This window comes from Sutcliffiella sp. NC1 (assembly GCF_027594365.1).
Classification (GTDB): Bacteria; Bacillota; Bacilli; order Bacillales; family Bacillaceae_I; genus Sutcliffiella; species Sutcliffiella cohnii.
Genome location: NZ_CP115153.1, coordinates 4,867,647 through 4,889,470, shown reverse-complemented (window position 1 = coordinate 4,889,470; position 21,824 = coordinate 4,867,647). Strand labels below are relative to the sequence as shown.

Annotated in this window: 19 protein-coding genes, 1 pseudogene and 1 other annotated feature; of the genes and pseudogenes, 18 read left to right on the top strand and 2 right to left on the bottom strand. The window is 35.1% G+C overall.

Features of this window, described 5'->3' with window-relative positions; translation table 11 throughout:
• Nucleotides 1-4 precede the first annotated feature (4 nt).
• The 9 genes from walK (at nt 5) to O1A01_RS25035 (ending at nt 9,266) form a co-directional block, all read left to right on the top strand.
• The gene (gene walK, locus O1A01_RS25075) at nt 5-1,834 is read left to right on the top strand and encodes a cell wall metabolism sensor histidine kinase WalK (RefSeq protein WP_066413574.1); all 1,830 of its coding nucleotides are present in this window, start codon (nt 5-7) and stop codon (nt 1,832-1,834) included.
• A complete protein-coding gene (locus O1A01_RS25070; RefSeq protein ID WP_270065325.1) occupies nt 1,831-3,156 on the top strand; it encodes a YycH family regulatory protein in 1,326 nt (441 codons plus the stop codon). Before walK ends, O1A01_RS25070 begins: the two co-directional genes overlap by 4 nt.
• A gap of 1 nt (nt 3,157) precedes the next feature.
• A complete protein-coding gene (locus O1A01_RS25065) occupies nt 3,158-3,949 on the top strand; it encodes a two-component system regulatory protein YycI (protein ID WP_066413570.1) in 792 nt (263 codons plus the stop codon).
• A 6-nt stretch (nt 3,950-3,955) separates the two neighbouring features.
• Nucleotides 3,956-4,750, top strand: a complete 795-nt coding sequence (locus O1A01_RS25060) for an MBL fold metallo-hydrolase (protein WP_066413568.1) — start codon at nt 3,956-3,958, stop codon at nt 4,748-4,750.
• Nucleotides 4,751-4,918: 168 nt separating this feature from the next.
• Complete coding sequence (locus O1A01_RS25055; RefSeq protein WP_066413565.1) at nt 4,919-6,148, top strand: S1C family serine protease; 1,230 nt, start codon at nt 4,919-4,921, stop codon at nt 6,146-6,148.
• 96 nt (nt 6,149-6,244) lie between these two features.
• Complete coding sequence (locus O1A01_RS25050) at nt 6,245-6,430, top strand: CxxH/CxxC protein (protein ID WP_066413563.1); 186 nt, start codon at nt 6,245-6,247, stop codon at nt 6,428-6,430.
• A gap of 83 nt (nt 6,431-6,513) precedes the next feature.
• The gene (rlmH, locus tag O1A01_RS25045; RefSeq protein ID WP_066413561.1) at nt 6,514-6,993 is read left to right on the top strand and encodes a 23S rRNA (pseudouridine(1915)-N(3))-methyltransferase RlmH; all 480 of its coding nucleotides are present in this window, start codon (nt 6,514-6,516) and stop codon (nt 6,991-6,993) included.
• Nucleotides 6,994-7,496: 503 nt separating this feature from the next.
• On the top strand, nt 7,497-8,666 hold the full coding sequence (locus tag O1A01_RS25040) for a ParM/StbA family protein (protein WP_270065324.1): 1,170 nt from the start codon (nt 7,497-7,499) through the stop codon (nt 8,664-8,666).
• Nucleotides 8,667-8,669: 3 nt separating this feature from the next.
• Nucleotides 8,670-9,266 carry a hypothetical protein gene (locus tag O1A01_RS25035; RefSeq protein ID WP_066413556.1) on the top strand — a complete coding sequence of 199 codons (597 nt, stop codon included), beginning with the start codon at nt 8,670-8,672 and terminating at the stop codon, nt 9,264-9,266.
• A 303-nt stretch (nt 9,267-9,569) separates the two neighbouring features.
• Here O1A01_RS25035 and O1A01_RS25030 read toward each other — a convergent pair whose 3' ends face one another.
• Nucleotides 9,570-9,824, bottom strand: coding sequence for a YuzF family protein (locus O1A01_RS25030; protein WP_084380262.1), 255 nt, complete (start codon nt 9,822-9,824; stop codon nt 9,570-9,572).
• Nucleotides 9,825-10,324: 500 nt separating this feature from the next.
• Here O1A01_RS25030 and O1A01_RS25025 point away from each other — a divergent pair, with 500 nt between their 5' ends.
• From O1A01_RS25025 to O1A01_RS24985, 9 genes and pseudogenes are all read left to right on the top strand, one after another.
• Nucleotides 10,325-11,770, top strand: coding sequence for a carbon starvation CstA family protein (locus O1A01_RS25025; protein WP_270065323.1), 1,446 nt, complete (start codon nt 10,325-10,327; stop codon nt 11,768-11,770).
• A gap of 291 nt (nt 11,771-12,061) precedes the next feature.
• Nucleotides 12,062-13,138: an ATP-binding protein gene (locus tag O1A01_RS25020; RefSeq protein WP_270065322.1), complete on the top strand. Its 1,077-nt coding sequence runs from the start codon at nt 12,062-12,064 to the stop codon at nt 13,136-13,138.
• Nucleotides 13,139-13,416: 278 nt separating this feature from the next.
• Nucleotides 13,417-14,115: a Na-translocating system protein MpsC family protein gene (locus O1A01_RS25015; RefSeq protein WP_270065321.1), complete on the top strand. Its 699-nt coding sequence runs from the start codon at nt 13,417-13,419 to the stop codon at nt 14,113-14,115.
• 267 nt (nt 14,116-14,382) lie between these two features.
• Nucleotides 14,383-15,096 (top strand): Na-translocating system protein MpsC family protein, encoded by a 714-nt coding sequence (locus tag O1A01_RS25010; protein ID WP_270065320.1) that lies wholly within the window; start codon nt 14,383-14,385, stop codon nt 15,094-15,096.
• A 167-nt stretch (nt 15,097-15,263) separates the two neighbouring features.
• Nucleotides 15,264-15,483: a binding site (T-box leader), on the top strand.
• A gap of 52 nt (nt 15,484-15,535) precedes the next feature.
• Nucleotides 15,536-16,657 (top strand): glutamate 5-kinase, encoded by a 1,122-nt coding sequence (gene proB, locus O1A01_RS25005; RefSeq protein ID WP_270065319.1) that lies wholly within the window; start codon nt 15,536-15,538, stop codon nt 16,655-16,657.
• Between the two features lies 1 nt (nt 16,658).
• Complete coding sequence (locus O1A01_RS25000) at nt 16,659-17,930, top strand: glutamate-5-semialdehyde dehydrogenase (protein ID WP_270065318.1); 1,272 nt, start codon at nt 16,659-16,661, stop codon at nt 17,928-17,930.
• 207 nt (nt 17,931-18,137) lie between these two features.
• Nucleotides 18,138-18,884, top strand: a complete 747-nt coding sequence (locus O1A01_RS24995) for a polysaccharide deacetylase family protein (RefSeq protein WP_270065317.1) — start codon at nt 18,138-18,140, stop codon at nt 18,882-18,884.
• Nucleotides 18,885-19,098: 214 nt separating this feature from the next.
• A complete protein-coding gene (locus O1A01_RS24990; RefSeq protein WP_066413530.1) occupies nt 19,099-19,698 on the top strand; it encodes a class I SAM-dependent methyltransferase in 600 nt (199 codons plus the stop codon).
• Nucleotides 19,699-19,932: 234 nt separating this feature from the next.
• A pseudogene (locus tag O1A01_RS24985) lies at nt 19,933-20,554 on the top strand (LysE/ArgO family amino acid transporter).
• A 75-nt stretch (nt 20,555-20,629) separates the two neighbouring features.
• Here the strand turns inward: O1A01_RS24985 and O1A01_RS24980 are convergent.
• Nucleotides 20,630-21,820 carry a coenzyme F420-0:L-glutamate ligase gene (locus O1A01_RS24980; protein WP_270065316.1) on the bottom strand — a complete coding sequence of 397 codons (1,191 nt, stop codon included), beginning with the start codon at nt 21,818-21,820 and terminating at the stop codon, nt 20,630-20,632.
• Nucleotides 21,821-21,824 lie beyond the last annotated feature (4 nt).

Sequence of the window (21,824 nt, the reverse complement as noted above, 5' to 3'; positions counted from 1 at the left end):
CACGATGAAAAAAGTAGGTTTTTTTAAATCAATCCATCTAAAGTTTGTGTTAATATACGTGTTGCTTATATTAACAGCCATTCAGATTATCGGTGTTTATTTCGTACGTCAATTAGAAACGCAGCTAGTAGAAAACTTTTCAACCTCATTAGAAGAACGAATTAATCTTCTTGCCTATAACATTGAGCAAGAAATGAAAAAGACAAGAGATGACACGACAAACACGATCGAAGAAGATATAAGAGGGATACTACAAGATTTTACTTCGGAAGATATATTAGAAGTACGTGTAATTAATAGTCAGAGTAAAGTGCTAGGTACATCTAATCCTTACAACCAATCAAAATACGTCGGTAAGCGAACAAATGAGTTAATAGTAAAACAAACATTAGGTGTTGGGACGCCTTCTAAAAAGTTTGCTATTGACCCTAACACTGGAAACCGAATGCGGATTATTGTTTCCCCGATAAAAACGAACAACCAAGAGGTAATCGGAGCCATATACTTAATTGCTACGATGGAAAATGTGTACGGTCAAATGAGAGAAATCAACAATATCTTTGCGACTGGTACAATTATCGCGTTAGCTGTTACAGCTGCGTTAGGAATTCTGTTAGCTAGGACGATTACAAGGCCGATGTCAGATATGAAAAAACAAGCAATAGAGATGGCCAAAGGTAATTTTTCACGGAAAGTAAAAATTTATGGGGAAGATGAAATAGGCCAGCTAGCTCTGTCTTTCAATAATTTGACCAAAAAATTACAGGAAGCGAATGCTACTACGGAAGGGGAGCGGAGAAAACTTAGCTCTGTACTATCTCATATGACAGATGGCGTTATTGCAACGGATCGAAAAGGAAGAGTTATATTAATTAATGAACCCGCGCTAAAAATGCTAAATGTTCCACGTGAAACAGTGTTAGCAAAGCCGATTGTTGAAGTTTTAGGAATAGAAGAAGACCATACATTTGAAACATTAATGTCCGAACAGGATTCTTTAATTTTAGATTTTAGTAGTAAAAACAGTCCATTAATATTGAGAGCTTCTAATTCTGTTATCCAAAAAGAAACTGGGTTTATTAACGGTTTAATTACTGTTTTGCATGACATTACGGAACAAGCAAAAATAGATCAAGATCGTCGCGAGTTTGTAGCGAATGTATCGCATGAATTAAGGACTCCATTGACTACAATGAGAAGCTATATTGAGGCATTAACAGAAGGAGCTTGGGAAGACAAAAAAATTGCTCCTCAATTTTTGGATGTAACTCAGCAAGAAACAGAAAGAATGATTCGGTTAGTTAATGATTTGCTGAAACTTTCAAAAATGGACTCAAAAGACTATATGCTACAAAAAGATTCCTTTGATGTTGTATCATTTCTAAATCGAGTCATTGATCGCTTTGAATTATCAAAATCTAGCGATGTAACGTTTCAACGAGATTTACCGAATGAGCATATATACGTTTATATAGACATCGATAAAATTACACAAGTGCTTGATAATATTATTTCAAACGCGATGAAATATTCTCCTGAAGGCGGTACAGTTACATTTCATTTAAAAGTACAACAGCAACATGTTGAAATTTGTATTAGTGATGAAGGAGTCGGTATACCTGCAAAAGATCTTGATAAAATCTTTGATCGTTTTTACCGTGTTGATAAGGCGAGAACGAGAAAACTTGGTGGTACAGGGTTAGGCCTTGCGATTGCAAAAGAAATGATTGAGGCACATGACGGTAGAATTTGGGCGAAAAGTGAAGAAGGAAAAGGCACTTCTATATTTTTTACTTTGCCTTTAATTGATAATCAAGAGGATGACTGGACATGACATACGAAAATATTAAATCGATTATATTAACTATACTCGTTCTCGTTAGTTTATTGCTAACTTGGAATATATGGACGTACCAGCCTGCCTATGAATACATCGGAAGAGAAGAACTTATACAAGATGTAGCGATCAAAGATAAATATGATATATCAACGTTAATAAGACCGATGAAAATACTTTTTCATCATGATGGTATACATTACGGAACAGAGGAACAACAGGAAATAGAACGGTTAGTGAAGGAAATAAAGAGGTGGAGAGTTCAAGCAATAGAACAAATTTCTCCGCTAGTCGCACAAGAAGATTTTACTTCCTTTATGCACGGAAAAGGAAAAATTGAAGTAGTTTTACCGGATGAAATCCCTCTATCAACATTAAATCGTTTTATACAATTTCAAGAAGATGTAGATTTTCCGAACGTATCAGTAGATCGAGTAGTAATTGATGTTGACGGGAACAAAGAAAATCCAACTATTCATCTAGTAAATTATGATGAACGTCTTATTTATCGAGCGTTCGTTCATAATTTAGATCTGTTAATGGTTGATCGTAGCTTTTTTGGTCCATCTGTAAGATATGATGCCTATCGTAAAATTGATATTTCACCAACGAAAGACATTTTTGCGCCGTTTGGAGAAAAAAAATTAAATCGCATGCATTATTTTGCAGATCTATACTCACCAGAAAACTTTAAAAATGCCTTATTTAGTGATCCGAGTAGAGTGACTAAAGAGGAAACAGGCTCAGAAGAAGTTTATACGGATGGATATCGACTCATGACCATTGACCAAAACTATGCAAGACTTCAATATGTTAATCCAGTTAATGCGGATGCAATGAATACATCTGATTTTAAAATAATTGAATCAAGTATAGATTTTATCAATGAGCATAGTGGTTGGACAGATAAATATTTATTTGCGGGTTGGAAGAGAGACTTTCGAGACCATACATCTGTGTTTCGACTACATGTAAATGGATATCCAGTTATTAATACTCAAGGTTTGACGGAGATTGTACAAATCTGGCGGAATAACGAAATTTATGAATACGTAAGGCCTTTGTTTGAATTAAAATATACCATTAGAAACGAAGTAGCTTCTGTTACGTTACCAAATTCAAATATTGCATTAGCAGAATTAAAAAGAAATCCTGGATTTGAAATTGAAAACCTACAAGATTTAAGAATTGGATATGAGTTGAAAAGAGATACGATTTATGAGCCGGTATTTATTTTAGAACCGATATGGATGTATCAATATCGTGATAATTGGTATAAAATTAGCTTTCAACCAAAAGAAGACTTAGGAGGAATGTAGAATGGATTGGAGGAAAACAAAAACCATTTTCATCTTTACGTTTCTCATTCTTAATATATTTTTAGGGTATCACCTTGTAGAAAAACGTGAAAGTAGTCAACTTGATATTATTACAGAAGCATCCATCGAAGAGAAGTTTGAAGTAGATGAAATTATTATAGGTGATATACCGAAAGAATCTGTTAGTGCAAGCTTTTTAGGAGGAATAAGCCGTCCTTTTTCAGAGGAAGATATAGAAATTTTAGAGGAGTTAGGTCAGGAAGCAATTGTGATTGATTCTACTCACTTATTTAGCATGTTTGAGGAGCCTATTGAACTTACTGAAACAAATCTAGAAGCGAGATTGCTTCAAATTTTGACTGAGCATGTTTTATTAGGAGATCAGTATGATTTATGGGCGATAGAGGAAGAAGCAAGCTCCATTACTTTTTTCCAAAAGTATGATAATAAATTTATTTATCGTAATGTAGGTGGTATGGTTGTTTTTAACTTAAATGAGGATAACCATATCGTATCGTATGACCAGACATTTATTGATAATATTGAACCGATGGATGAACCACAAGATACGATTACGGCAATAAAAGCGTTAGAAAATTTATATTACAATAGCGAATTAAAACCTAGTAGTAGTATTACAGACGTGGAGTTAGGTTATTATCCAATTGTTGAACTACCAAATTCTCATATTTTAACGCCTACTTGGTTTATTGAAATAAACGGTGAACAAGATTTTTTTGTGAATGCATTTGAAGGACAAGTCATCAAAAGAGAAAATCGAAAATTGGAGTGAGAAGGTATGAGCATGCAGTTTAGCGTGCTTGCAAGTGGCAGCACAGGAAACGCAATATATGTTGAAAATGATCAGCATTCATTATTAATAGATGCAGGTTTAAGCGGTAAAAAAATGCAAGAACTGTTCGATAAAATTGGTAAAAAAGTAGACGGTTTATCAGGAATTCTTGTTTCTCATGAACATAGTGACCATATAAAAGGACTTGGCGTTATTGCTCGTAAATATAACGTACCTATATATGCAAATGAAAAAACGTGGAAAGCGATGGAAAGTAATATTGGTGTAATTCCTGTTGACCAAAAATTTATTTTTGATACAGGAGCGGCGAAAGCATTTGGGAGCTTGCAGGTTGAATCGTTTGGTGTATCTCATGATGCTGCTGAGCCAATGTTCTTTGCCTTTCATGATGGAGCAAAGAAGTTAGTAGTTATAACCGATACAGGCTATGTAAGCGACCGTATGAAGGGTGTAATAAGTGATGCGGATGTGTATGTATTTGAAAGCAATCACGACGTTCAAATGCTACAAATGGGCCGTTATCCTTGGAGTATAAAACGTAGAATTTTAAGTGATGTGGGGCACGTATCAAATGAGGATGCCGCACTAGCAATGGCAGATGTAATTGGAGATAAAACGAAACGTATTTATTTGGCGCATTTAAGTCAAGATAATAACATGAAAGATTTAGCGAAAATGTCCGTTACGCAGACGCTACAAACAAGAAACATTGTTGTAGGGGAGCAAGTAGAACTGTACGATACAGATCCAACAGTTCCGACACCGCTAGCTTTTGTGTAAAAGTCTTTGGCTTTTGCGCCTTTCTTTTTGGTTATTTTCTCCTTGAAAGCACAGTTGGAAACATACTTAAATTAAGAAGTACTGTCAGGAAGAGAGAGTAAATCGGAAAGTTTTCCTCAGAATAAGCGGATATGTAACGGGCGTTTTTTCTGAAAGGAAGGTTAATACGTGGGATATTATGATCAGCATGTAAAGGACAAAAACAAAAAGCAAAAAGGAAATCGAGGTGGTTACTTAATACCTACTCTAATCGGTTTAGCTTTAGCTGGCTTTATCGTTCTCGTCGCATTTCCTAATCTTTTCGGGAATGATCGGCAAAATCTAGCTGCGATTGAAGAGAGAGAATCGAGACAAAACGGTAATGTGGACAGAATGCCAGCAGAAGTTCGCAACGTTTCAGTAAATGTCTCGACAGAAATAACAGAAATAGTAGATGGAGTAGCAGAGGCTGTTGTTGGGGTAATTAATATTCAACATGCATCGTTTTGGCAAAATGAAGTAGCATCGGAAGAAGGAGAGGCTGGTACAGGTTCTGGTGTTATTTACAAAAAGGAAAATGGCCGTGCTTATGTCGTAACAAATTATCATGTAATTGAAGGAGCTACGACGGTAGAGGTCAGTTTAGTGGATGGAACACGAGTACCTGCCGAAGTGTTAGGAGAAGATCCATGGACAGACCTTGCAGTGTTAGTTATGGAGGATTCACTTGTGACGAAAGTTGCGACATTTGGTAATTCAGACAATGTTCGTACAGGGGAACCCGTAATAGCGATAGGAAACCCGTTAGGATTACAATTTTCAGGTTCCGTAACACAAGGAATTATATCTGGAACGGATAGGAGTATCCCTGTTGATATTGATCGTGATGGGAACCCAGATTGGCATGCAGACGTGATGCAAACGGATGCAGCAATTAATCCAGGTAATAGTGGTGGAGCATTAGTCAATATTCAAGGGCAAGTAATTGGCGTAAATTCAATGAAAATTGCACAAGAAGCGGTAGAAGGAATAGGACTTTCTATTCCGGCGAATACAGTAATCCCAATTATTAACGATTTAGAGGAATTCGGCGAAGTTCAACGCCCGTATTTCGGTGTTAGTATTGGGTCATTAGCTGATATTCCGAGCTATCATTGGCAACAAACATTAAAGCTACCGAACGATGTAAACTATGGTGTTTATATAACAAATATTGCAGGTAATTCACCAGCCTCTCGTGCAGGTTTACAACAATACGATGTGATTGTTGAATTGGATGGAGATCCAATATATGATGTTATTGAATTACGTAAACATTTATATAATGAAAAGCAAGTCGGCGAAGAAATGAATGTGACGTTTTATAGAGGTAGAGAAAGACAAAATACATCGATACAATTAACCGAATCAGGTTATTAAAGGGAGTGTTTTCACTCTCTTTTCCTATTTAATATAAGTTTTCTGTTTAAAACTTTATTAAGATGTGGATAAGTGGTAACCTAAATGAGGTGAAAATTGTCGAATGAAAGGATTGTGGATAAAATGGTTAAATGTTGTGAAGAACATATCGAACTTGCGATGGAAATGTATATAGATCAACAGGAGGAAGCACCTCCACTAGCACTAGTACCAGAAGAAGAAAAGTTATCAACAACTTGTGAATTTTGTCAAAACGTGGCGACATATATGGTAGGGAACTAATATTCGCCTACTAAATGTGGATAGATTTTGTGGATATGTGAATAACTTTTGTGGACAACCTGTTTGTAAAGTGAGGATTAGTTGTGAATATCTCAATTATTACAATTGGAAAACTAAAAGAAAAATATTTAAAGCAAGGAATAGAGGAATATTTAAAAAGATTAAGTATATATGCGAAAGTGGAAGTAATCGAGCTTCCAGATGAAAAAGCACCAGAACAGCTAAGTGAAGCAGAGATGGAGCAAGTAAAAGGAAAAGAAGGGGAACGGATTTTAAGTAAAATTTCCGATGATACATATGTAATAGCGCTGGCGATCGAAGGGAAGCAACGCTCCTCTGAACAACTTGCTTCTGAAATAGATAAATTAGCAACCTACGGGAAAAGCAAAATAGCCTTTATAATCGGTGGATCGTTAGGGCTGAGTGGAGAAGTAATGAAACGTGCGAACGACACCTTATCATTTTCGAAAATGACGTTTCCACATCAATTAATGAGATTAATTCTTTTAGAACAAATTTATCGAGCTTTTCGAATTAATCGAGGAGAACCGTACCATAAGTAGATAAGGTAAAAAAACGTGGGTATTTCATCATTTTATAAGTAAGAATCTTTGTAAAATAAAAAAAGGCTAACTAACATAGTATATGTTGGTATGTTCATTTTTTTGCATTATAGGTACTTACCCCTCGACACTAAATTTTAGTGTGCTGGGGGCAAGTACCTTTTTCGATTAGAATACAAAACCCACACCAGTTGGTTTTGTACAACAAGTTGTATTAAAGCTCTATCTTTAAAAACAGTATACATATAAGGCTACAAGAGTCTTCGTATTCAAAAGTGTAAACAAGTATACAAACATGCATACTTGTTGATTTCAAGAGATGTATACATTTTTGTAAACAAGTATACGAGAATGTATGCGGTGAAAGGGAAGTTTACGATATGTTTACAGGTTTACAGTTTTGTAATCTTTCATTTTATGCCACAATAGAATCTATTATCCTTTCGTACTATTTTTAAGAAAGATGTTTCATAAAATTCGCAAACGAAAGGGAATGGTAGAAAATGAAATCTAGAATTGCAGCAATTGATGTTGGGAATGACTCTATTAAGGCCATTTTAGGAGAGTTAGATTACGAGTTGAATATACCGAATATTGTGGCAATAGATACGGAAGAACGACCTGTAATTGGAATAGAAGATTTGAATGAAAAAAATCCGTTAGAAGGAATAAATATTAAAATTCACTCACCTGCCCTAAAAGAGAACAATGCAATTTACCGAGTTGGCCATTTAGCTACGAAAAGTAACAATGCAACTGAGCTTGATCCAGGAAGCAGTAAATCAGAAGAAGACCAAACAATAATCATGCTTTTAACCACATTGGCATTAGATGCAGTAAGAGACGAGAATAAAGAGTTCTTCCAAAGAAACAAAAATATTATAGATGCTAACTATACATTAGGTACTGGTCTACCGCTTCGAGAAGTAAAAGAAGGGAAAGATGCTGGATATCGATCCAAATTAATGGGCTCGGTTCACCTAGTAGAGTTTTTAGTTACACCTAAATACAAAGGTTTAAAAGTAAATATTAAGTTTAACGATGTAAAAGTATATCCTGAAGGTTTTGCTGCCTATATTAACCTAGTAATGGATAGCGATTTAAAAGTAATTAATAAAGACTTAATTGATAAACGTATTGTGATTCAAGATATTGGTGGACTATCAACGGACATCGCCGTTATTAAAAATCGAAATGTAGACGATGACAAAGCGCAAGGATTTAATCTTGGTGTGTCAGAATCGCTTGAGGCAATCAGAGAAGAAATTCGTTCGAAACATGGTGTAGAGTTAGATAGTCGGCGAGATGTTGTAGAAATCATAACAAAGAAAAATGACCGTAACCATATCATGGTGAAAGGTAGTCGAACAAGTGTGCATGATATTACCGATCGTATCCTTTTAGAATTAGCGAAAAAGCAGTATCGCTTACTACGTAATACGTGGCAAAAAAATTCCCAAACAGAAATTTGCTATTTTGTAGGTGGCGGATCAAACGTTTTAAAGGAGTACATCAAAGCACTAAATAATAGTTTAGATGGTTACAATATTGACTTCTTTGAAGATGAAAAAGAAAGTATTTGGATGATGGCAAATGCTTATTATAAATTAATTATGGATTTTACGCGAAAAACAGAGCAAAAGAAAAAAGCGAAAGAACCTGTAAAGAACTAGGCAATGGAAAAATCTAATAATGTAGAGGTAAAAAGGGGACAAACGATTTCTTTTCGCATCCCTTCAGATACACCTGATTATTTATTAAAGCATTTGCAGAGGCTAAAAGAGAATGAAAGGAGAAATTTCTCTAGTAAAATAGCGGATTTTGTAATGGAAGGAGTCGGAAGGTCAAGTAAAAAAGAACGAGAGTCTATTACTATTCCCTTACCAAAACGGCTAAGTAAATCACAGCAAGATTGGCTTAAACATGAACATTCCGAAGCATTACTAGGTAGTATTCTCTTTCAATTATTATCCAATCCGGTTCGGGCAACTTCCTTACTAGTATCCTTAAATAGTAGTGATGTTAATGATAATTACACGTTATATTCACAAGAGGAGATGCAGGAATCTATTAAATATGAGGACCACCAAAATTCTGAAGCTACAGAGTTAGCGATTAAAGTGGAAGCAAACGAAATGGATGACGATTTACTATCATTCGATTGGGAAACGGCAAGCCAAAATACAAAAGGACAATTAAATGAGAAGGAGGGAGAAAAAGATGAAGATTTAGAAGATTTATTAGGAGACTTTTTAAATACGATGAATAGTTAATAAGTCTAACAAGAGGCATTCTTTTATAAGAATGAAACTAAACTATTGGAAGAAAGGCTTTCAACAGGGAACGCCGTTCAGGAGAAAAAAATCTCATTATGATTAGATACAGTGAACTGTATCAATAATAAATGGGGTTTTTAAACAAAATAAAAGTTGATATATGTAGTGATAGCCAGAACCATACCTTGAACCACAATCAGGGCGTCCCTGGCTATCTATTAAAAAAAAGCACATGTGATTAGTCCTGTTTAAAAAGACTTTATGTTCTTAAGTTGTAGCTGATGAGAAGCATGGATAGGTTTAGGATTCAGGCATTATCCAAACGATTTCTGATAGACGAACAAAGAATGTAGAATCATGCTCTTGAATGACAACATGATCAAGCTTTGCATCAACAACCATTCCACTAACGGAACCACGTGTCGTATCAAGGACGGCCCTTTTTCCTATTAGACTGCGTAGCGCTTCATATACGAAAGGTTCAATGACAATAACTTGCATCGGTCCATTATGTGTTATTTGCGGATTGGTTCGATAGTTATACATAGGGTTCATTCTCTTTCCTCCAAAGTATAGTGCTGTTTTACTTATCACTTTATGAGAGGATAGCTTGACACGTTCTGAGTGCTGTATTCGAAGTGTTTGTTAAGAGATTATATTTAAAGTTGCTTAAAACCGTATCATAAGTAAATGTAAAGTAACAGAAAAAATTATTTTGGTAAAGGAACAAATAAATAGAAAAGAACCTAAGACAAAACTATAGTTAACAAAAATAAACGAGATACCTTTTCATTCTAGATGATGGGTACCTCGTTTTTTTATTTAAAATAGTGCGTTGGACTACGATAAAACAGCATATAAAATCCACATAAAAGTCTGACAAAACGTAGGTAAACCACTTCTTCTACTAGGTTATCTTATTGAATAATTGAACAAAATGTGAAGTTACTACTAGAAAAGATAGAAATATCTAAAAATTTGGAAAAGATCATTGATTTTTCTTTCCAATAATTATATCATTATAATTAATTTTCTGAAAAAGGGGGGGTTCAGCGGTGGTTACTTTTATTGCATCTATTGTGTTGTTAATTGTCGGTTATATCGTTTACGGGAAGGTGGTTGAACGAATTTTTGGCATTAATGACCAGAATTCAACACCTGCCTATACAAACAACGACGGTCTTGATTATATGCCAATGAGTTGGTGGAAAGCGAGTTTAATTCAGCTTTTGAATATCGCTGGAACCGGTCCGATATTTGGTGCAATAATGGGCGCACTTTATGGTCCAGTAGCTTTTATATGGATTGTTATCGGCTGTATTTTTGCTGGAGCGGTACATGATTACTTTTCGGGGATGATATCGCTAAGACATAATGGAGCACAATTTCCGACTCTTGTCGGTAAATATTTGGGCGGTAAAATGAAATTCGTTACAACGATTGTTTCGATTATTTTAATGGTGTTGGTGGCAGCAGCATTTACTGCAGCACCTGCCCAGCTACTTACGCAAATAACACCACTTAACTCTACAACTTGGTTAGTTATTATTTTTGCTTATCTTATACTTGCGGCAATCTTACCAATCAATAAAATAATAGGAAGAGTGTATCCTATTTTTGGAGCTATTTTAATTTTCATGGCTGTATCAATTGGTATCGGAATGTTCTTTTTTGATCATTCAATCCCAAATTTAACGTTAAGTAATTTACATCCAGGAGAAATGCCGATTTGGCCTTTATTAATGGTAACGATATCCTGTGGAGCAATTTCAGGATTTCATAGTACACAAAGTCCGATTTTAGCTCGAACATTAAAAAAAGAAAGTGAAGGTAGAAAAGTATTCTATGGAGCAATGATTGGTGAAGGTGTTATTGCCATGATTTGGGCAGCGGCAGGTATGACCTTCTTTGGTAGTACGGGTGCGTTGCAAACAGCATTGGCAGCAGGAGGTCCAGCTGGGGTCGTTAATGAAATCAGTATTACTACACTAGGTGCATTTGGCGGATTCATCGCAATTTTAGGTATTGTTGTTCTTCCAATTACTACTGGTGATACGGCATTACGTTCCTCCAGAATGATGCTTGCGGAATTATTGACTCAATTGACGAAGAAAGATTTTCATGGGAAAGGGAAAGTAGCTTTACTTATCATCCCGGTATTAGGAACAACGCTATATTTAACTACAATTGATTATAGTTTTCTCTGGCGATATGTTGGTGGAACGAATCAGATCGTTGCTGCGGTAATGTTGTGGACGGCAGCCATGTACCTTGTTAAAAATAACAAGTTTCATTGGATTTGTAGTATTCCAGCTTTATTCATGACAGCGGTAGTAAGTACATATTTCTTCTATGCACCAGAAGGCTTTAACTTGGATTATCGTATTTCTCTGATCCTAGGAATGGTAATTTGGTTGGCAGTGCTAGCTTGGTTTGTCTGGCAACTTATTAAACATAAGAGAGCCAACAACTATGAGGATTCGGAGCTGAAAGTTGGATAGCAATGGGCATTGCAGATAAACAAGAGAATATTTTGTAAGCTTTCAGGTTCGTTGTAAGTGGACAAAGACCTAGTCTACACTTGCTAAATATTTCTAAAAGTAGTACTATTATCGTGAGTAAGAGTCGAATGCTCTTGCTTATTTGATTATGAATCTTTAAAAAACATTTTATTATAAAGGTAATGCTTTCTAGATTATAAAGCTAGAATTCTAAGCCCGATAAGATTGGAATCCTAATTCCTGTCTTATTGGGCTTTTATTTTGTCAAAATTTATCGGAAGGAAGGGAAAAATGGAAAACAGCCTTTTAATAAAGAAACAACTTCTACAACAATACGTTCAAACTCATAATAAAACGAACAGTATTTCGATAGTGAATGAGCAGAAAGATCCCTTTTTAATCGTAGATTTACAGGGAGGGATTTTATATGCAAGTAGGAAAAGTGAAACCGTATTAGGGTACACAAAACCGGAATTGATGAGAATGAATGCCTATACTTTATTATCTTTTGGCTCCTATTTTACAAAGGATAGGGTGACGAGTAGAGTAATTCCCTTTTATAAAAAAAATGAACCCGTTTCAACGGAGTTAAATGTGACAATTATTCCAATCTATGAAAGTGAAGAGCAAATTGGGCTTTATCTTGTGTTTCACACGAAAGACTTCGAAGAGCAAAAAGAAGGAACATTAAAGGCTGAGGAGGAATGGAAGTCCTTAGTTGAAAAAAATACTGTCGCAGCTCAACTAGTAGCTGAATTTTCTCGCGATATTCAATACAATATTACAATAATTAAAGGGTTTGTTGAATTAATAAAAAGAGGATATGGATACAAAGAGTATTACAAACTAGTAGAAAGTGAATTAGCTCGATTAGATTTAGTGTTAAGAGAGCTTTCTATGCTAATGTTGTCTAACAATAGAGATATAGGTATGTATAGTATGAGAGAATTACTTTCCGAAGTACTTACATTACTGAAACATCAAGCATATTTAAATAATATAGAGTTTGAAGAAGAGTTTATATTTACGAAATCTAAAATATACGGGGATAAAAATCAATTAAAACTCATATTTATCTCTCTTTTGAAAAATGCGATAGAAGCTATGCCCGAAGGTGGGAAAGTACTGGTGGAGGCTCGTAATAATGGGGATGATACAATATTAATTCGAATTAAAGATGAAGGTTTGGGGATACCTCTAGATCTATTGGGGAAAATAGGCCATTCCAGATTTACAACGAAAAAAGGTGGAACAGGTTTAGGCCTAATCGTTAGTAGACAAATAATAGATGACCATTATGGTACTATAACATTTGTAACGGACCAAAAAGGGACAGCTGTCGAAATAAACCTACCAGTCTGTGAGTAAAGTATTGCTAGAGATAAAAAAGAATGGTAAAATGAAAAAGACTAATGTCTTACTGTCATTGGTTAACTTTGACTTGAAATTTTGTAACATATGCATGCTATTCAACATATTATTTTAATATAATTTTATAACGTACAATTATTGATTGGTAAATGGGAGATACTATTTTAAATAGACTGTCTTTCCGTGGCCTAACTTCTTATTAGAGGTTAGGCCTTTTTTATTATGGAAAAAAATGTGTATTAACTATTTTTTTAAGAAAAGGAGGCTAAGTCGAGTTGAATATCTTACATACTAAAAATCAAGATACCCTCCTACAGTTGAGTAGTACAATGAGTAAAATGCTTAAAAAAAGGTTTGGTAAAGGTCCAGAAACATGTTTTGCAATTATACATTCGAATAGACTTATCATTTATGTTCGTAAATTCATGACTCCTGCCGAAGAGGTTTTATTAAGCAAAGGGAAAAAGAAACTAGCTATTGCCTTTCGATCAGAAGTAATGGAGCAAGTTTTTACTGAATACTTAGATGTAGCGTTATTAGCAACTGGAATTAATTTCGACTCTTATTTCAGTGATTGGGATTTCACATCTAACTCTGGACTAATAATATTTGAAATTACTCATAAATTAGGATGGTATGACAGTATTGGTAATACATATGAAAAGGAACAAATTATCCAATCAATAAAAAATGTGAGTTCAAGGCTTCACAAATATCCTTCTAACATGGAAGTTATCAAGCTTTCACAAAATTTACTAGCAATAGAATGTAACGGTGTGTTGTTACAAGTTGAAGATTTACTCTTTGATAAAGGGCATTTAGATATATTGCACGAAAGAGCTATTGAGATTAAAAGGAAATACTATAACCAAAAAGAATATTTAGAAGAGCAGCTAGGTAGACAAATAGGCAGTATATTTATTATTTCGGATTATATTAAGGATCGAAAATATATCATATTCTATTTAACATAGTAATTTTTAAAATAGGCAAAATAACTCGGAGAAACATATTCTTCTTGTTATTTTGGCTTTTTTTCATTTTTGAAGGTAGGTGATGAAAGTTTTTTTCATCCTAATTAACCATATATATAGATATAACTATTAACAAAATATTTCTCCCTATAGTAATAGTATTACTATAGTAGTCAATAATAGTACTAACGCACGATTAAGAGAGCGAATAAAGGGTTAGTACATAGTTATTTTTATAATAATGTAGGAAAGGTAGTGAAGATATAATTGAGCAAAGATCCATTAAACTTTTTAAGTAGTTATACAAGTAAATTGTTAAGAAAGAACTTTGGTCGTGGACCTCAATCTTGCCAAACAACGCTTAAAAACAGCCATTTAGTTATTTACATAAAAGGCTTTTTATCACCGATGGAAGAGGTTCTTATGCAACAAGGACAAAGGGACCAAGTTGATAAAGCTAGAACTATTATAATTGAGCATTTGATAAAGGAGCTCGTTGGAGTTATTAGGTTAACAATTGAACGAGATGTTGAGGAAAGCTACCATGATTGGAACTTTCCTAATAACTCTGGAATATTAATGTTTAAGTTAAAAGAAAGTGAAGATGTACAGGAAGAGGAGGATATACAGGACAGCATAGATGATAGAGTAGAACTAGAGGAATTAGCGCAAGAAGCAGCTCGAATTAGTAAATTGGTACAAAAAGTTCCCGAACAAATTATCGTCTATCCATTGTCAAAAACTATTTATTTATTAGAGAGGAAAGGTCTATTAGTTCCTATTGAAAAAGCTCTAATTGCAAAAGGCTATAAAGAGGAATTAAAGATAACAAAGGATGAACTGGAGAAAAAGTATTTCCATCGACATGGGAAATTTAATGAAATTTTTCTTCGCCCTATAAAGGATATTTTTATTGATTGGAATTTAAAAGAGGATAAATCATTAATGGGCTTTATACTATTTGAAAAAGAGGAGTTTTAATTGTATCGTATTAAGGTCCATATTCATTTGCTGAATCCCCATTTTTAGGGATAGTTCCAATAATCCCCCAAAAGTGCCTTTCACCACAATATTGACAGAAAGCCGTTTTCAGTCCATAATATTTTTTAATATATTTGAGGTTGTATTTAATTTAGATACTATATTTAAAAAAAGTAATGACAGGGACCTAGTAAGTAGTTCTCAAGTAAAAGAGAGTAAAATCCACCGGCTGAAAGGTTTTACATACTTGCAATGCTATTGAACCCTATCCCTCGAGCTTGTTAGGCAAAACCTAACCGATTTCCTACGTTAAAGGAAAATAGAGTGAATATTAGATGAAGTCTAATATTAATGAAGGTGGTACCACGGAGCTTTTTCGTCCTTTTTTATGGGGATGGAAGGGCTTTTTTTATTATATTATTAAGGTGGTGAACGAGAAATGAAGAAGAAAAGAATTGTAGTCAAAATTGGCAGTAGTTCTTTAACGAATAGGAACGGTGGACTTAGTAATGAGAAATTATGTGAGCATGTGGATGCTCTTGCGGAATTAAAAGAATTAGGGCATGAAGTTATTCTCATTTCATCTGGTGCGGTGGCAGCTGGGTTTGCTGATCTTGGCTATTCCTCTCGTCCGACAACAATTGCTGGCAAGCAAGCAGCGTCAGCAGTAGGACAAGGATTATTAATAAGGGGATATACAGAAGAATTTAAAAGCAGACATGGCATTGTTGCTGCCCAATTATTATTAACAAGACAAAACTTCTTGCATAAAGATCAATATAACAACGCATATGCCACATTATCGGAGCTTTTACATCGCGATGTTCTACCAATTATTAATGAAAATGATTCAGTGTCGGTGGAAGAATTAACATTCGGGGACAATGACATGCTATCAGCGCTAGTGAGTGGCCTCGTTCAGGCTGATTTTTTAATCATTTTAACAGATATAAATGGAATATATGATCAAAACCCACGTACAAATCCAAATGCGAAAAAGTATAATTTTCTATTTGAAATTAATGATGAATTGTTAAAGGGCGCATCTGGAGCGGGATCAAACGTAGGTACTGGAGGGATGAAGTCAAAAATAGAAGCTGCAAAAACGGCACTGGATTTAGGGGTAAAAGTATTTATCGGATCAGGTTCTGGAAGTGAAAAACTAGTAGATATTCTTGCTGGAAAAGGAGATGGGACTTACATTGGTAGTGACTCTCAACCTATCGTGAAAACGTCAAAGCAATGGCTAGCACTTCATTCTGTTCCAAGTGGAAAAATAGAGGTCGACGAAGGTGCAGTAGGTGCGATTGTAAGGCAAGGGAAAAGCCTTCTACCTGCTGGTGTAACAAATATTTATGGAAACTTTCACGTGAATGATGTCGTGGAAGTAATTAACGGAAAAGGGAAAACGATTGGTAAAGGAAAAGTGAATTTCTCCTCCAATCAGTTAATCGACATTAAAGGCTTATCAAGCGCAGAAGCGATGACGATTGCAAATAGTAACCATAGAGTAGTCATCCATAGAGATAATTGGGTCAGTCAAACAGAAAGGAGAATGTAGGATGAGTGGACTTTTCCAAGCAAACCGTAGTCAAGAGTTAATTCAAAAAGGTAGAAAGGCGAAAGAGGCTGCTACTATATTAGCTAAAACAACGACAGAGCAAAAAAATAAAGCACTTCAAATAATGGCAGAACAGCTAATGAAAGAACAAGCCTTTATTTTAGTAGAAAATGAGAAAGATATTATCACTGGAAAAGAAAATGGAATGAGTGACGCCTTATTAGATCGCTTAAAGTTAAATGACAAGCGTCTTCAAGATATGGCAGATGCTCTCATACAGTTAACAAAGCTGAACGACCCAGTTGGTGAATTATTAGAGGAATGGGAACGTCCGAACGGCCTTCATATTTCACAAATTCGAGTACCACTAGGGGTTATTGGCATGATATATGAAGCTAGACCAAATGTGACAGTAGATGCATCAAGCCTTTGTATAAAAACCGGTAACGCGGTGCTGCTTCGCGGAAGTTCAACAGCAATCCATTCTAATAAAGCGATTGTAAAGGTAATCCAACATGCCCTTCAGTTAAGTGAACTTCCTGTTGAGTCTGTTCAGTTATTGGAAGATACAAGTCGGGAGACAGCTTCTGAAATGTTCCGGTTAAATGAATATCTCGACGTTTTAATTCCACGCGGTAGCGCACAGCTAATTCAAACAGTAGTACAACATGCAACCGTTCCTGTATTAGAGACCGGTGCTGGAAATTGTCATGTTTATATCGATGAAACGGCTGATCCAAAAATGGCAATTGATATCGCCATTAATGCGAAAACACAACGTCCGTCTGTATGTAACGCATGTGAAACAATCCTAGTTCATAAAGAATGGGCATCGAAACATTTAGTACACTTATGTACTGCTTTAAGAGATAAAGATGTCCATATTCATGGAGATGAAACAGTACAGCACACTGGTTTGGATATAATTCCGGCTAGTGTAGCAGATTGGGAAACAGAATATTTAGGATTAGAATTAGCAGTAAAAGTAGTTGAAAACGTAGAGGCTGCTATTACACATATAAATCATTACGGAACGAAACACTCAGAAGCAATTATTTCTTCTTCTGTTGAAAATGTAGAACAATTTTTAAATGAAGTGGATGCAGCAGCTGTATATCACAACGCCTCTACTAGATTTACAGATGGCTTTGAATTTGGCTTTGGTGCCGAAATCGGAATAAGCACCCAAAAACTACATGCTCGTGGCCCAATGGGACTAAACGCCCTAACCTCAACAAAATACATCATTAAAGGAAATGGACAACTGAAATAAGTGGACAGAGGGACAGGTCTTGATCCACGCAGAAATTAGAAAAAACATCTAAGTGTATTCCTACTAGAACACAAACCTCTTCATACATCGTTGAAGGGGTTTTCTTCATTATTAAATTAAATAGTATCTCCTTTTACTAAAAGATTAGTTACTTTCCAATATATTTCATATACTTTATTAATTAAGAGGTTTACTAGGGGGATGGAGATGAATAAAAAACTATTTGGGTTATTATTATTTCTATTTACGCTTTTTTTATCGGGATGTAACGGAGAAGGAAGTAAGAAAACGAACGAAGAAATGGAAAAGACTGAACAAAAATCAGATAGCTATGAATATGACATCGTAACAGTAACCTATCATGAAGAGAATGTAGCAGTAGAGTATCCGAAAATCATCAGTTTTCATGATGAAGAAAAACAGGAAACAATAAATGAATTAATTAAAACAGCGGCCATAAAACCTTATCAAGATACGATAGCTTCACTTGATTCAGACCAACAATATGAAGCTGATGGAAGTTATGAGATTAAGTTGAAAAATGAAGAAATCTTGAGTATTGCCTATAGGAGTTATAACAACGTTACACCATCTGCGCATCCGTATCATTTATTTTTTACAACGAATATTGAACTTAACACTGGTAAGCAATTGTTTTTAACAGATTTTGTATCCGAAATTGATATCGATTTTATCAATACATTGAAAGAAGCGAAGTATGTTGGTGATATAGAAAATGAATATGAGCAAGATATTAGAAATATGGCATTTGGTTTGTATGAAAATGATGAAAAATTAATTTTGGAGCTTACTAAAAGTCAAGAAGGTATGAATGGAATTTATGTCTATGTAACAGAAGATGCTCTCGGAATTAGTATGCCAGTTGCTCATGTTGCTGGGGATCATGCTGAATTTGAGATTAGTATTAATGATCTAAAAGGAATTGATAGATGAAAATGAAATTAAAACCGATTCTTTCGGAATTAAGTAAATATAGGTGTGCGAGTTATTAAAAGTAGTTTTCTAGTAAAAATATAGAATAAAGATTATATTGTCCCTACTAAACACTTCTTATTTCCATGTCTTTTTTATATAAATCTAGTTCGAAAAACCAATCAATTAGTATGGTTTATGAATAGATTATTATAATTTAAGGAGGGGATAAAAGGTGCAAGATTCTAAAAATCAACGAATAGATGAAGTGAAAAGTGCTGTTTCTACTGTAGAAGGTTGGTTGAAAAAAGAAGGTATTAAAAATTTATATACGTATGCGTTGGAGGCTCCGACATCGACAATAGTGGAGATTGGTTCCTGGAAAGGGAAATCAACTTCTTGCTTAGCATTTGCTGTTAAAGACCGCGGGGAGGGAAGGGTATATGCAATTGACACCTGGAAAGGGTCTTCAGAGCATCAGAAGGTGCTTAAACATTATGAGGAAGATCAATTGTATCAGGAATTCCTTGAAAATATGAGTAAATTAAATTTATTAGATGTAATTCAGCCTATAAAGATGGATAGCGTTGAAGCATCACGTATTTGGCCAATACAGAAAAAAATTGGCCTACTGTACATCGATGGCTCACATGAGTATGAATTAGTGAAGAGGGACTTTGAGTTTTGGAGTCCATTTGTAGCTGAAGGGGGATACATCATTTTTGATGATGTTCCATCTTGGTCTGGACCAACACAGTTAGTTAATGAATTGCCAGATTGGTATAAATTTATAGACATAAGAGGAAATCATGGCATATATCAAAAATTAAATTAAGTGGACGGAGGGACAGGTCAAGTCCCTCGCTCACACAGAAAATGGTAAATGTAAGTTTTATATATTTTGTTACTACTAAGCGGCAAGAAGAATGTAGTTTGGTTTACAAGTACAGTTACCCTTCTCTATTCTCTAAGGTTGTTTCCGTTATATTGTTCTTTTTTATTTGAAAAGTTAAAGGCACAAATTATATATATTCAGAATTTATATAAAGAAAAACTAGTAGGTGAAAAAATGCTAGCACTTGTTCATGGTATCATATTGGCGTTTGGACTAATTTTACCTTTAGGTGTTCAAAACGTATTTATTTTCAACCAAGGAGCAACTCACCGGAAATTATTAAAAGCTGCTCCTGCCATAATTACAGCAGGATTTTGTGATACGATACTTATCATTTTGGCTGTAAGTGGACTTTCAGTAGTTGTTTTAAATTTTGAGTGGTTAAAGAAATTTATTATTTTTATGCGGAACGATCTTTTTGATTTATATGGGATTTGTTATGTGGAGGAGCACTTCAGATTCTAGTAGTAAAATTCAGGTGCCAAGTCGTTTTTCCGCTCGACGACAAGTTACCTTTGCTGCTTCTGTTTCGTTACTTAATCCGCACGCTATTATAGACACAATTGGAGTTATTGGAACGAGTTCTCTTGCTTATGTAGGTCATGAGAAGGTAATCTTTACTCTTGCTTGTATTATAGTCTCATGGATATGGTTTTTCTTTTTAGCCATTATCGGTCGAAAGGTTGGACAGTTAGGAAACAGCGGTATACTGTTGAAGCGGATAAATCAAATTTCAGCCATAATCATTTGGGTCATGGCAGTATATTTAGGGTACAACTTTTTTACATATTTATAGTCTGTGAGAAAAATGAGGTAATTGATGTTGTTAACCAAAAAGCGTGGACAAGGGGTAGCCCTTGTCCACATTTTATTATTTCGTATAGTTATCAAAGTAACCTTGAATGTAGATCATTGGTGTTCCTTTATCACCACTACCAGAAGTTAGATCGGACAGGGAGCCGATTAAGTCTGTTAATTTACGAGGTGTAGTACCTTGGGCTTCCATCGCACCAACAAGATCTTCATTTTTATTTTGAATGTATTCAGAAACAGCTTGCTTTAACTCTTCGCCACGAAGATGAGAGAAGTTGTTATCTGCTAAATATTTTAGTTTAATTTCATTTGGTGTACCTTCAAGCCCTTTCGTGTAGGCTGGTGATACAACTGGATCTGCAAGCTCCCAAATTTTCCCCACTGGATCTTTGAATGCTCCATCTCCATAAACCATTACTTCAACTGTTTTTCCCGTTAAGTCTTTTAGTTTTGCTTGAATGGAATCAACGATTGGTTGACAGTTGTTTGGGAATAATTTTATGCTATCTTCGGTTGCTTTATTTGAACCAAGAAGACCATAATCTTCGTTAAAGCCACTGCCGTTAATAGATTGGGAAAGAATATCATCTAGGCCGAATACTATTTCTGCACCGTTATTTTTTAAGATACGTTTCGTTCTGAAGCGTGAGTGAATATCACAAGTTAAGACGTTACTAGTATACTCTAAAATCGTTTTTGGGTTGTTGGAGAAAATAACCTCACACTTAATACCTTCCGCCTCAACTAACGATTTATAGTATTCAACATAATCAACACCTGTAAATGTATGTTTTTTATAGCCGAAATGTTCACGGAACTGAGCTTCTGTTAGTACATCAGTCCATGGGTTAATTCCTTTTTCATCTAATTCATCGATGTCCACTAGGTGGTTACCAACTTCATCAGAAGGGTAGCTAAGCATTATTACTATTTCACTAGCACCTTTTGCAATCCCTCTTAAAAGGTTAGAAAAACGGTTACGGCTTAGAATAGGGAAAATAACACCAATTTTGCCTTCTCCGAATTTTGCTTTAATATCTGTTGCTATATCGTCAATTGTCGCATAGTTTCCTTGTGCGCGAGCGACAATAGATTCTGTTATCGTTACAATGTCACGATCTTCAATCGAATATTTTTCACTTTCTGCTGCATGTAATACTGTATCAACGACGATTTGTTCAATATTATCTCCTTCGTTGATGATTGGACCGCGAAGCCCACGAACTACTGTTCCAACTGCTCTAGCCAATGTA

What these genes read in the sequence shown, in the direction of transcription:
- walK (WP_066413574.1), top strand. Translation starts at nt 5, where the DNA reads ATGAAAAAAGTAGGTTTTTTTAAATCAATCCATCTAAAGTTTGTGTTA.
- O1A01_RS25070 (WP_270065325.1), top strand. Translation starts at nt 1,831, where the DNA reads ATGACATACGAAAATATTAAATCGATTATATTAACTATACTCGTTCTC.
- O1A01_RS25065 (WP_066413570.1), top strand. Translation starts at nt 3,158, where the DNA reads ATGGATTGGAGGAAAACAAAAACCATTTTCATCTTTACGTTTCTCATT.
- O1A01_RS25060 (WP_066413568.1), top strand. Translation starts at nt 3,956, where the DNA reads ATGAGCATGCAGTTTAGCGTGCTTGCAAGTGGCAGCACAGGAAACGCA.
- O1A01_RS25040 (WP_270065324.1), top strand. Translation starts at nt 7,497, where the DNA reads ATGAAATCTAGAATTGCAGCAATTGATGTTGGGAATGACTCTATTAAG.
- O1A01_RS25035 (WP_066413556.1), top strand. Translation starts at nt 8,670, where the DNA reads ATGGAAAAATCTAATAATGTAGAGGTAAAAAGGGGACAAACGATTTCT.
- O1A01_RS25030 (WP_084380262.1), bottom strand. Translation starts at nt 9,824, where the DNA reads ATGAACCCTATGTATAACTATCGAACCAATCCGCAAATAACACATAAT.
- O1A01_RS25020 (WP_270065322.1), top strand. Translation starts at nt 12,062, where the DNA reads ATGGAAAACAGCCTTTTAATAAAGAAACAACTTCTACAACAATACGTT.
- proB (WP_270065319.1), top strand. Translation starts at nt 15,536, where the DNA reads ATGAAGAAGAAAAGAATTGTAGTCAAAATTGGCAGTAGTTCTTTAACG.
- O1A01_RS25000 (WP_270065318.1), top strand. Translation starts at nt 16,659, where the DNA reads ATGAGTGGACTTTTCCAAGCAAACCGTAGTCAAGAGTTAATTCAAAAA.
- O1A01_RS24995 (WP_270065317.1), top strand. Translation starts at nt 18,138, where the DNA reads ATGAATAAAAAACTATTTGGGTTATTATTATTTCTATTTACGCTTTTT.